Consider the following 11824-nt stretch of genomic DNA (forward strand, 5'->3'; position numbering starts at 1 on the left):
CCCGGCGCGATGGCTTGGTGCGAGCACCTTGCATCCGCCGGCATGTCCACACCCATCCGCCCCCAAGGGGATGTGCGCGACATGCGTTCAACGCCCCACACGCCACTTCAACCAATGCCATCCGAGCCTGTTGCCGGCCCGTTCTGGCGCCCGAAAGGTCTGCATTTCGAGGGCAGACAAGCCCTCATCCGCTGCCTTTGGCTGGCTTGGCGGAGTGACGATTTGCGAGACCCTTTGGGGGAGTGCCGGCGGGACGCAAACTCACTCGCGCCGAACGGACCGAAAGCTAGGACTCTCCGTTGCGCCCGTCAAGAACTAGTGCGAGTTCCTGAATCAAATACTAAATATGGTGGATTGCGGGGGATAACAGGGGGCAAGCCCGCGCCTGTTGTTGAGCCAAGTATCAGTGAGTCCTCAGGGATTCCCAACCAAAAAAATTTGCATCCCGTGACGATACGGACCCTTCACCCCGCTGTTCACAGGGCAGGTATATTTTTCGGGACCGGGGTTGCCTCAGCGGGACTCACGTAGGGCTACGGAAGGTGAGGGCAGGCATGCCCGCCGGGGTGGTGGTGGAGGCCGCGAATCCGCGCCAAGCTGACCTCGATTTTGCCGGATTGCCCACATGCTTGATTCGACTCGCCGGGATGCGCGATCGCGCATCGCCCCGGCCGGCCTGATGTTCCTCGCGATCACCTCGATCGGCTGGGGTTTCAACTGGCCGGTGACGAAATTCCTGCTCTCCGAGCTGCCGCCGCTGACCCTGCGCGGGGTGACCGGCGTGCTCGGGGCGGCGCTGCTCGCGGCGCTGGCGCTCGTCCGCCGGCAGAGCCTGCGGGTCGCCCCCGAGATCTGGCCGCGCCTGATCACCGCTGCCGTCCTCAACGTCACCGGCTGGATGGTGCTGATGGGCCTGGCGCTGCTCTGGCTGCCGGCCAGCGAGGCGGCGCTGATCGCCTACACCATGCCGGTCTGGGCCTCGCTGATCGCCTGGCCGGTGCTGGGCGAGCGGCCGACCGTGCTGCGCACGCTGGGGCTGGTGATGGCCTTCGTCGGCCTGGCCTCGATCATGGGCGGCAACGGCTTTGCCGCGAGCGTGGAGAAGCTGCCGGGCATCATCATGGCTCTGGGCGGCGCGATCGGCTTCGCCGTCGGCACGGTGTTCTCGAAGAAGTACCCGATCCATCTGCCGCCGATCACGGCCGCGGCCTGGCAGATCGGGATCGGCTGCCTGCCGATCTCGATCATCGGCCTCTTGGTCGAGACCACGCATCTGTCCCTGGTGACGCCGGTCGGCTGGTGGCTCCTGGTCTATTCGACCGTGGTGCAGTTCTGCATCGCCTATGTCAGCTGGTTCGCAGCCCTTGCGCGGCTGCCGGCCTCGGTCGCCGCGATCGGCACCATGGCCGTGCCTGTCATTGGCGTGGTCGCCTCCGCGCTGGCGCTGGGCGAGCCGTTGGGGCCGGGGCAGATCGCGGCGCTGATCTTCACGTTGGCGGCCGTGGTGCTGGCGACGCGCTAGACAGCGGTCTCTTGCGCGAAGCCGCGCTGCACCTCTAGATAGTTCCCTGCAATTCACCTCGCTCCAGGGGCAACGCATGAGAGTCATCGCGCTGGCCGTCGTGCTCGGCCTGATCCCGTCCCTTGGATTGGCTCAAGCCCATCAGGACCGGGTGTCCTGCGTTGCATCCAATGACGCCCCGGAAGCGGCCGTCATTTCGGCCTGCACGCGCCTGATCGAGGCCGACACGCCGAGCCAGGATGAACGTGCGGGCTTCTTTCATGATCGGGGCAACGCCCGCTGGCGCAGCGGCGAATACAAGGCGGCCGTCGCCGATGAGAGCGAGGCCATCGCCCTCAATCCGGCTTTCGCCGACGCCTATATGAGGCGCGGTGCAGCCAATTTCGAGGACGGCGATGTCGATCAGTCGATCGCCGACTCGACGAAAGCCATCGAGATCGATCCGCAGAATTTTCGCGCCTACACCAACCGGGGCATCGCCCGCGCGAAGAAGGGCGATCCGCACGGTGCAATCGCGGACGAATCCAGGGCGATCGAGATCAACCCGAGATGGATCGCGGCCTATCTCGCCCGGCAAGACAGCCGCAATCGCATCGGCGACCGCGCCGGCGCGTCATCCGATCTTGCCAGCGCCCTCGGCATCGAACCGGACGGCGGTTTCGACGGATACCGATACCGGGCCGTGGCGTTCGGGCGAAAGAAAGACTACGACCACGCCATCGTCGACATCGATCACTGGATCAGCATGAATCCGGCCAGTGCGGCGGCTTACGAGAGTCGCGCCAATGCTCGTTTGCGCCAGAATGACTTCGAGCACGCGATTGCCGATGCCAGCAAGGCGCTCGAGCTGAATCCGAAGCGTTCGTATCCGCTCCGCGTCCGAGGCTCGGCCTATCTGCACACGCGCGATCTCGACGCAGCCATCGCCGACTTCGATGCCAGCATCGCAGCCGACCCCAAGGTCGGATACGTCTACGGGCTTCGCGGCCGGGCCTACGCGCTCAAGGACGATCAGGACCGGGCTATTGCCGACTTCACAAAGCAGATCGAGCTGGATCCGGACAATGAACACGCCTATCGCGCACGCAGCGCGGCCTATGAGAAGAAGCACGACGTTGCCGCTGCGAGCGCCGATTTCGAAAAGGCATGGGCGATAGAAGGTGCGCGCTCGCGTGCGCCCGGGACGATGCCTCCGGATGTCGCGAAGGCGTTCGAAACGAAGCGGCGGAAGCCGCCGCAGAACAATCCTTGAACTAGCTCGCCGTCATCCCGCCGCCGTTCAGCGCCTTCCTGATCATCTCGGCGAGCTGGTTGCGGCGGTAGGGTTTTGTCAGCAGCAGCACGCCGTCGTCGAGCTTGCCGTGATGGACGATGGCGTTGTCGGTGTAGCCGGAGGTGTAGAGCACCCTCACACCCGGCCGGCGCTTGGCCACCGCTTCGGCGAGCTCGCGCCCGCTCATGCCGCCGGGGATGACGACGTCGGTGAACAGGAGGTCGAAGTCCTGACCGGCCTCGATCATGTCCAGCGCGGCCCGGCCGTCGGGCGCGGCGACCGTGTCGTAGCCGAGGCTCTGCAGCTGCGCGGTGACGAAGTTGCGCACCAGCGTGTCGTCCTCGACCACGAAAATGGTCTCGGCGCCGCCTTCGGCCTGCGGCGCCACTGGCGCCGCCGCATCCGTCATGCCGTCGCCCGGCGGCAGATAGAGCTTGATCGTGGTGCCGTGGCCTTCCTCGCTGTAGATCTTGATGTGGCCGCCGGACTGCTTGACGAAGCCGTAGACCATGGAGAGGCCGAGGCCCGAGCCCTTGCCGACCTCCTTGGTGGTGAAGAACGGCTCGAAGGCCTTCTGCTGGATGTCTGCCGTCATGCCGGTGCCGGTGTCGCTGACCGCGAGCATCACGTAGGGGCCGGGCTGCACCTCGGCATGGGCCTGCGCATAGGCCTCGTCGAGCACGACGTGGTGGGTCTCGAGCAGCAGCTTGCCGCCGTTCGGCATGGCGTCGCGGGCGTTGATCGCCATGTTGAGCACGGCATTGGTGAGGCGGGACGGATCGATGTGCGCGGTCATCGGTCCCTGTTCCAGCACGGTCTCGATCTGGATCTGCTCGCCGAGGGTGGGGCGCAGCAGCTTGGCGATATCGGCGATCGCGCCGTTGATCTCGACATTGCGCGGCTGGAGCGGCTGCCGTCGTGCAAAGGCGAGCAGATGCTGGATCAGCTCGGCGCAGCGCTCGGCGGCATCGTCGATCAGCCGTGCCACACGCTGGAGCTCGGGCTGCTGCTTCAGGCTCGCCACCAGCGTCTCGGTATTGCCGGAGATCACCGTGAGCATGTTGTTGAAGTCGTGCGCGACGCCGCCGGTCAGCTTGCCGATCGCATCCAGCTTCTGCGACTGGTGCAGCTGTCGCTCGGTTTCCCGCGAAGTGGTCGCGTCGTGATAGACCAGCACGGCGCCGGAGACGTTGCCTTGTCCGTCGCGCATCGGCCGGCCGCTGATCATCAGATGGCGGGGAACGTCACCGCTGTGCGGGCGGACGATCATCTCCAGATTCTCGAACTGCTCGCCGCGCAACACGCGCATCGAGGGCAGTTCGTCCGCCCTGAGCGGCGTGACGCCGTCGCCGTGAAACACGTCGGACAGGGCGCGCAGATTGCGCAGGCTCATGCCGGCGCGATGCAGCAATATGCGCTCCGCGGCCGGATTGGACAGAAGGACAGTGCTTTCCGCGTCGATCACCAGCACGGCCTCGGCCATGCTGTGGAAGGTGCTCTGGAGCACGTTGACCGACAGGCGCAGCTCGTCATGCGCGTTGACGAGATGCTCGGTGCGCTCGGCGACGGCCGCCTCGAGTTGCTCCTTCGCAGCCGTGGTCTCCAGCAGCGTGCTCTTCAACGCGACCGTGGTGCGCTGGCTCTCGCGCATCAGCATTGCGACCAGCAGCAGGATCACCAGCGCGCCGATCACGTCGATGCCGAGCAGGACGATGCCGGTGCGGCGGGAATTCAGGGAGCGTGCGGCGAGCAATCGCTCTTCCTCTGCGCTCAGATGATCGAGATTGCCCATCACCGTGTCCATGAGGCCACGGCCCTCGGCCTTGCCCTGGAGCTCGGCAACGCCGGCCTGGTCGTTCCCGGCGCGCAGGCGCATCACTTCCGCGGCGATCTCGACCCGGCGCAGCGCCAGCGGCTCGGTGCCCTCCATGAGCGCGACCTGATCGGGATTGTCACGCAGGCTGCGCTTGAGGTCGGCGAGCGCCGGTGCGAGCTGGGCGTGCACCGCCTGAAACTCGTCGCTGAAGCTCGGGTTGCGATAGATCTCGTAGCCGCGCGCGGCGCTCTCGGCGCGACGCATCAGCACGCGCAGATCGGAGATCTTCTTCTGCGTCTCGATGGTGTGATTGACCCAGGCGGCATCGAACCGCGACTTGACGTCGAGTCCGATCGAGGCGGCGGTGATGATCAGGAGGATTGCAAGTCCAGCACCGAGAATGACGCGCTGCGTTGGGATCAAGGGACTTCTTTCTTGTCCTTCGGCTGCGCGGCCTCGCCGAGGCATTCCCGGATCGTGGTCAGGAGCGCGTCCGGCGTGAACGGCTTGCGCAGGCAGCGTGTCGCGCCGAGTTCCAGTGCCATGCGGAGGAAATCGGGGGAGGGCGCGGCAGACGAGGCGAAGGCGTAGCCGGACATCGCGATCAGAGGGATCGCCGGGGCGCGCTCGTGAAAGATGCGGATGGATTCGAAGCCGCGCATGTGCGGCATGAAGATGTCGACCAGCATCACGTCAAACGTCTGCGCTTCGAGCGCAGCCAGCCCCGTTTCGCCGCCGTCAGCCATCGTGACATCGAAGCCCTGACGTTGGAGCAGGACCTCGATGGTCGCGCCGACCATCGGATCGTCATCTACCACGAGGATACGCGGCATGACATTTCCCAGTAGATCGAAGTCCCAACATTCATCGGTGATATAGGCGAATCGCGGGACGGGTCAATTTGGGATTGGATCATTGTAGATATGCACGGTGCGGTGAATAGAGGTCCCTCGCGCTCGGGTGCATAGATCCTCGCGCGCGATGCGCGGGCTGCGCGCGAAACAGGTGATGAGCGCGCGATAAACGAAAGAGGCGCCGCACTGATGCGACGCCTCTTCCTTCAAGCGTTGTCGATCTGCTTACGGGCAGGGATGCCGCTGGCCGTCATAGCCGAGATACGTGCCCGAGGCCGGATCGTAGGACTTGTAGCGCTGCGCGCAATAAGCCGACGAGTCACCACCGCCGTCCGGCACCACCGCGACCGACGGCTCGTCATAGTAGCTGTCGTCGCCATAGTAATAGGGATCGTTGTAGTACCCACCACCGTAATAGGCGTAGGAGCCGAGCCCGCCGATGGCCGCGCCCGCCGCGAAGCCGGGCCAGAAGCCGCCGCGACGATGCCAGCCGCCGCCGTGCCAGTTGCCACCGCCGCCACGCCAGTTGTTACCCGCGACTGCGAGCGGACGGCCTCCGCCACGCCAGTTGTTACCCGCGACTGCGAGAGGACGGCCACCGCCACCACTAAACGTGGCTCCTGCGCTCGGACGCATGGCTAGGCCGGCGCTCGGGCGCGTGGCTCCGCCTGTGAAATTCCCGCCGCCGCCACCGATCCGCGCGCCGGCAAAACTGCCGCCGCCCATGCGGGCGCCGCCACCACCGAAATGGGCGCCGCTGCCACCGCCAAAATGACCACCGCCGTGGCCACCACGGCCCTGGGCGAAGCTCGGCGTCGCCAACGGAAGAACCAACGCGATCGCTGCCGCAGCGCTCAAAACTCTCAGACTGTTCATGTTCAAACTCCTTTTCCCGGAAGCAAACCTCTTGAAGGGCCCGCGGTTCCAGGTTTCACGCCGGTGTGCGTGTATGGCGCAGGTTTCCATGCGGCCGCTGTACCCGGCATGAACGGATCGCGTCCGATTTGCGGCAGTGCTTACGCCGGGGGCACCACATTTTGCGGGGGCACGGCCGTCCCCGCGGAACTGGACATTTCGCCGCCCGGATGGCATCAGGGCCTCACGAAGCAGGGCCCTACCCGTATGAAACAGTTCTTCCTCAAGTTCTTCACCTGGTGGAGTGGCCAGACCTTTGGCACCCAGCTCTGGACCAAGCGGTACGGCGAGCTGGTCGGCCAGGATGAGCAGGGAAACCGCTATTATCGGACCCGCGGCGGCGCGATCGATCCGACACTCGGCTTCGAGCGGCGCTGGGTCATCTATAACGGCTACGCCGAGGCAAGCCGCATCCCGACGGGTTGGCACGGCTGGATGCATCACGTCGTCGATGTGCCGCCGACTGAAGAAAACTACCAGCCGCGCGAATGGCAAAAGCCGCACCAGCCGAACCCCACCGGCACGCCGAACGCCTATCGGCCCTCCGGCTCGACGCTTGCCAGCGGCAAGCGTCCCAAGGCGACCGGCGACTACCAGCCCTGGACGCCCGGCTAGCTTTCCGATCTCCGTCCGAATCCTTGCCGTGGGGGTGGATGCACCAGCATCCGCCTCATCTTGCTGTGGACAACGGGAACAGCGGGGACAGCGCCTGCGCGGGCGTTGCAGCTACGCGAGCGATGCGGCTCAATGGTCCCATCTTACGGAGATGGGAGACCATCGCGTTCGGTTCGGGCAACAGTTCGCGACTGTCCCGAGATGCAGCGGCCGCCGACCAGGACTCGATCGGGAGATAGGCCCCCGGTCTGGAAGTTCGAAATCGCCCGATGGAATGTGCAGCCGCCGTAAGACAGGAAAGGCCGCTTGGGAAACCGAGCGGCCTTTTTCTTTGATTTGTTGCCCTGCTCGCTTCTCAGAGATGGAGACGGAGCGGAGGCGAGTTGCCGACTGGCATCATCTGATAAGGCGGCTTCCAACCCGGCAGTCCGGCGACACGCCGGCGCCAGGCATCAATCGCCGGGAAAGTCGCGGCGAGATCGAAACCCGTCTCCTCGGTCGGATAGTACAGATAGCCCAACAGTGAGAAATCGACGATCGTCGGCCGGTCGCCCAGCATGAAGCTGCGGTCGGAGAGGTGTCTGTCGACGATCGAGAAGGCGCTGTCGGTCCGCGCGCGCAAGTAAGCGAGCACAGCGGGATGGGCGGGCTCCGGCATGAAGCAGCGCTGAAACCGGTGCTGGGCGAAGCTCGAGGTGAACTTGTGGTTGTCGAACAGCAGCCAGCGCGTCGCCTCGAATGTCTCCTCGCGTGTCGGGCCGAACACGCCGTGAGTCTCGGCGAGCCACAGCAGGATCGCACCGGACTGGCTCATATGCCGGCCATCGACCTCGAGGACGGGGACTTCGCCCATGACATTGGTTGCGGCCCGCCAGTCAGGCGTGCGGGTCTCGCCGCCGCCGAAGTCGAGGCCAACCGGCTCCCAGTCGAGCCCGGCGCAGTTGAGGAATAGCGCGACCTTGAACGAATGGCCCGAAGCTCCGACGCAGTGCAGCCGGTATCGCGCCATTGGTCAGGTCCTCCCGTGCGCAGGCGACCGGCAAGCATCCGTGGGCGTCAGTCGCAATCCGGATTGTTGCGACAAGCTGCTGACAGCGTCGTGTCAGCAGCGCGCCGCGCGCTGGTGAGTTCGGTGTGCGTCGAACGTCAGAAGCCGACCCGCAAGCCGGCACGGCCGGTGACGGTGCTGGAGTGGTCGGTCAGCGCGGTGTATTCGATACCACCGTAGAGGCCGACCCCACTGCGGAAGCGCCAGTCGAGCGTCGTGCCCACAAAGCCGCCCGCGATGGAGGCCTGGCCCGGTGCGGCGAAGGCGAGGGCCTGGCCCAGCAAGGTGGCGTTGACATCGCTGTCGCCGACGCGCTGTTGCCCGATCACGCCGCCATACCCGCCAAGCTGGAAGCGAACGGCTTCGGTCTGGGTCGTATAGGTCAGATTGAGCTCGCCGCGCTCTTCCATATTTTGCAGCGTTCGGTTGCCGACCGTGAGGTTCGCGGTCGATCCGCTCTCGGTATAGCCGTCATAGCCGGCTGCGAGATAGCGGACGCGCGCCGTTGGCGTCAGCGTCCAGCCGGGCGCGATCGCATGGCGGTAGCCGAGCGCAAGTTCGGGGTTGACGAACCAGCCGCCGAAATTGGCGGTCGCGGTTTCGAGGCCCCCCGCCGCGAGGTTGTTGTTGATGAGGCGACTGGAGCGATTGGAGGTCGCGCCGCCAAGCAATCCGAAGTCGATGAAGGTCTTGCCGATATCCTTGCGGCCATAGACGCCGCCGAAGCCGATGTCGCTCCGGGCGTCGCCCATCGCGGGATCGATGGTGGTCAGTGTCGATCCGCCGCCGCCATAGGCACCAAGCAACAGATCGGGCGCGACGCGCTTGTCGATGCCGATCGCCCCGCCGTAGAAGTCCGTGACGTTGCGCAACGAGATGCCATCCGCCTGCTGCACGCGGTGGCCGGTGAAGCCCCGTGCCCACACCGTGGTGCCATCCGATGCGGTCACGGTCGGGTTCTTGAACCACACCGCATCGGTCGGCGCTTTTGCGTAGCCCATCACCTGGGCGAAGGCGTCGTCGACCGATGACGTCGTGCTGTCGGCCGCGGCAAAGCCGAGGGCACCACCGCCTGCCGTGCTCGCCGCGCTGGTCCGGCTGCCGGCCAGGCCGGTGACGGCGTCGGTGAACGCGAGCAGGGTGCGGTCCATCACGCCGAATATCGTGGGATCGACCGTGACAAGCGTGTTGCCAGAGGCGACACCGGGCAGGCCGGCACCAATGGTCACGGTCATCGCACCGAGCGAATTGACGAAGGTGAGATTCTGGTTCGGGGCGGACACGCTCAGCTGCGCGACATTGGAGATCACGATCTGTCCGATGATCTTGGAGCCGGGCAGCAGGGTGAGGGCGCTTGTCCTGTTCATATTGATGGCAAAGCCTCCTGTCCCGACGATAGTGCCGGAATTGGTGATCTCGGCGGTCGGAGCGTAGGCGATGGGGCCGGACTCGATACCGGTGAGACCGGAGATCACGCCGCTATTGTAGATGACGGTCTGGTTGCCAACGACGATGCCCGCGACGCCTCCCGAAATCGTGCCCGCATTCGTTACCGTGCTCACCAGGGTGAACATGCCGACGTTCGACCCGATAACGGACGCGTCCGAACCAACGGTGACATTGCTGAAGATCGCATTGAAACCTTGCCCGCCGGCGTTCTGGTTCACCGTCGTTCCGGTGCAACTCACGTTGCCGGAAGTCGGACTGCACACCGCGCGCGCAGGCTGGATGGCGCAGACGAGTGCGCTGGTCGCGGTCAGCACGAAAATGGAGGAAAGAGCGCTCAGGGAGTCCAGCCGACCCGGCACCAGCAACGACATGAACGCTCCGAAGGATGAGTCTTAAATATACCCTGAACAGTATCTGACGAGCCTTCAGTGGGGCAGTACCGTTGACGCAGAATCCTCCATCTGAGGTTGTTTCCGAGCAGCCTGTGGTGAATCTGCTACATTTGCAAATTGCTGCAATCGAAAATCAGGTTGTGCTGCACACGAAGTGTGCAGCCTCCGGGCTGCGAGAGCAGCAATCGTGGCGTTCCTCACATCACCCGTTGGGCTGCGCGCTTCACCGCTTCCAGACGGCGGGCCTGGTTTTGCGCGCCGCGCTCCCGCAGCAGAGCGAGCACCTCGGCGGGCGCCGTATCAGGGGAGCCTGAGTTGAACGGCGGGGCGGGGTTGTATTCGATCTGGAGCTGGATTGCTTCCGCCGTGGTGCGGTCGACCAGGATCGACACCAGCGTCAGCGCGAAATCGATCCCGGCGGTGACGCCGCCGCCGGTGACGCGGTTGCGGTCGATGCAGACGCGCGTCTTGGTCGGCGTCGCGCCGAACTGACTGAGCATCTCCATCGCGCTCCAATGGGTGGCGGCGCGGTAGCCTTTGAGCAGGCCGGCAGCGCCGAGCGCCAGCGATCCCGTGCAGACCGAAGTGACATATTTGGCGCCTTCGGCCTGCCTGCGCAGGAAATCCAGCACCTCCTCGTCGTTGAGCAGGTCGTTGGTGCCGGCGCCGCCGGGCACGCAGATCACGTCGAGCTGAGGACAGTCGGCGAATGTCGTGGTCGGCGTCAGCGTCAGCACGGAGTCGCTCGGCACCGGCTCGATGCGCTTCCAGATCAGATGCAGTTTTGCGCCGGGCACGTTGGCAAACACCTGCAGGGGACCGGTGAAGTCGAGCTGGGTGACGCGCGGAAACACCAAAAGACCGATCTGGAGCGGTGACGACATGGGCAGGTCCTCCAAAGATGAGCTTGACGGACGCAGCCTCTCATGATGCCATTCCGTCCAAAATGGCGTATTTCCCTCACTTTCGGACATGACCATGATCGGCATCCTGATCTTCCCGGATTTCCAGTTGCTTGATGCGGCCGGCCCGATCTCTGTGTTCGAGATCGCGGCGCGCTGCACGGGCAAGACGACCACCGGAATCCGGGTGCTTGCGTTGAATGCGGGGCCCGTGCGCAGCTCGTCCGGCGTGGAAATGATGGCGCGCGACTTCAGGTCGGCGAATGCGATCACCACACTGGTCATCGCGGGTGGCGCAGGCGTAACGGACGCCGCACGCTGCGAGGTCACGCGCGCCTTCGTGCAGCGGCTGGCGCGGCGCGGTGTGCGCGTCGCCAGCGTCTGCTCGGGCGCCTATGTGCTGGCCGAGGCGGGCCTGCTCGATGGACGACGCGCCACCACGCATTGGGGCCGCACGCGGGATTTCGTCGCGCGCTATCCCAAGGTGAAGTTCGAGCCGGACCAGATCTTCACGCGTGACGGCAATGTGTGGACGTCGGCGGGCATCACCGCGGGTATCGATCTCGCGCTCGCGATGGTCACCGAGGACCATGGCGAGGAGATCGCGCAACAGGCCGCGCGCCAGCTCGTGCTGTATCACCGCCGCAGCGGCGGCCAGTCGCAGTTCTCCTCGCTCTTGGAGTTGAAGACGCCGAACGGCCGCTTCGGCGCGCTGCTGTCCTGGGCGCGCGAGAACCTCGATGCCCGGCTGACGGTCGAAGATCTCGCCGATCGTGCCGGCATGAGCGCGCGGCATTTTGCCCGCGCCTTTGCCGCCGAGACCGGTACGACGCCGTCGAAAGCGATCGAGCGCTTAAGGATCGAGGTCGCACGCGAGCGTGTCCAGTCCTCGCGCGAGGCGATCGAGCTCGTTGCGGAGACGACCGGATTTGGCGACCCCGAGCGCATGCGGCGCGCCTTCATCCGCGCCTTCGGCCAGCCGCCGCAGGCGTTGCGGCGTGCGGCGAGGGCGGGTTAGCAAATCTCACCTGGCACTCG

10 protein-coding genes are annotated in these 11824 nt (G+C 65.3%); 4 read left to right on the forward strand and 6 right to left on the reverse strand.

What is annotated here, in order from left to right; all coding sequences use genetic code 11:
- Positions 1–625: 625 nt before the first annotated feature.
- Both ACKWRH_RS20080 and ACKWRH_RS20085 read left to right on the forward strand, forming a co-directional pair.
- A complete protein-coding gene (locus ACKWRH_RS20080; RefSeq protein WP_445222001.1) occupies positions 626–1522 on the forward strand; it encodes a DMT family transporter in 897 nt (298 codons plus the stop codon).
- A 76-nt stretch (positions 1523–1598) separates the two neighbouring features.
- Complete coding sequence (locus ACKWRH_RS20085) at positions 1599–2774, forward strand: tetratricopeptide repeat protein (protein WP_445222002.1); 1176 nt, start codon at positions 1599–1601, stop codon at positions 2772–2774.
- A gap of 1 nt (position 2775) precedes the next feature.
- Here ACKWRH_RS20085 and ACKWRH_RS20090 read toward each other — a convergent pair whose 3' ends face one another.
- The 3 genes from ACKWRH_RS20090 to ACKWRH_RS20100 form a co-directional block, all read right to left on the reverse strand.
- The gene (locus tag ACKWRH_RS20090; RefSeq protein ID WP_445222003.1) at positions 2776–5034 is read right to left on the reverse strand and encodes a CHASE3 domain-containing protein; all 2259 of its coding nucleotides are present in this window, start codon (positions 5032–5034) and stop codon (positions 2776–2778) included.
- Positions 5031–5444 carry a response regulator gene (locus ACKWRH_RS20095; protein WP_445222004.1) on the reverse strand — a complete coding sequence of 138 codons (414 nt, stop codon included), beginning with the start codon at positions 5442–5444 and terminating at the stop codon, positions 5031–5033. The genes ACKWRH_RS20090 and ACKWRH_RS20095 overlap by 4 nt, the downstream gene beginning before the upstream one ends.
- A gap of 246 nt (positions 5445–5690) precedes the next feature.
- A complete protein-coding gene (locus tag ACKWRH_RS20100) occupies positions 5691–6341 on the reverse strand; it encodes a BA14K family protein (RefSeq protein ID WP_445222005.1) in 651 nt (216 codons plus the stop codon).
- 246 nt (positions 6342–6587) lie between these two features.
- On the opposite strand from ACKWRH_RS20100, the gene ACKWRH_RS20105 reads away from it, so the two are divergent.
- Complete coding sequence (locus ACKWRH_RS20105) at positions 6588–6995, forward strand: NADH:ubiquinone oxidoreductase subunit NDUFA12 (protein ID WP_028148726.1); 408 nt, start codon at positions 6588–6590, stop codon at positions 6993–6995.
- 355 nt (positions 6996–7350) lie between these two features.
- Here ACKWRH_RS20105 and ACKWRH_RS20110 read toward each other — a convergent pair whose 3' ends face one another.
- From ACKWRH_RS20110 to ACKWRH_RS20120, 3 genes are all read right to left on the reverse strand, one after another.
- On the reverse strand, positions 7351–8004 hold the full coding sequence (locus ACKWRH_RS20110) for a glutathione S-transferase family protein (RefSeq protein ID WP_445222006.1): 654 nt from the start codon (positions 8002–8004) through the stop codon (positions 7351–7353).
- 137 nt (positions 8005–8141) lie between these two features.
- Positions 8142–9863: an autotransporter outer membrane beta-barrel domain-containing protein gene (locus tag ACKWRH_RS20115; RefSeq protein WP_445222007.1), complete on the reverse strand. Its 1722-nt coding sequence runs from the start codon at positions 9861–9863 to the stop codon at positions 8142–8144.
- Between the two features lie 218 nt (positions 9864–10081).
- Positions 10082–10768 carry a DJ-1/PfpI family protein gene (locus tag ACKWRH_RS20120; protein ID WP_445222008.1) on the reverse strand — a complete coding sequence of 229 codons (687 nt, stop codon included), beginning with the start codon at positions 10766–10768 and terminating at the stop codon, positions 10082–10084.
- Positions 10769–10862: 94 nt separating this feature from the next.
- Here ACKWRH_RS20120 and ACKWRH_RS20125 point away from each other — a divergent pair, with 94 nt between their 5' ends.
- A complete protein-coding gene (locus ACKWRH_RS20125) occupies positions 10863–11804 on the forward strand; it encodes a GlxA family transcriptional regulator (protein WP_445222009.1) in 942 nt (313 codons plus the stop codon).
- The last annotated feature ends 20 nt before the right edge of the window (positions 11805–11824 follow it).

The sequence above is a fragment of the Bradyrhizobium sp. Pa8 genome, from assembly GCF_052588265.1.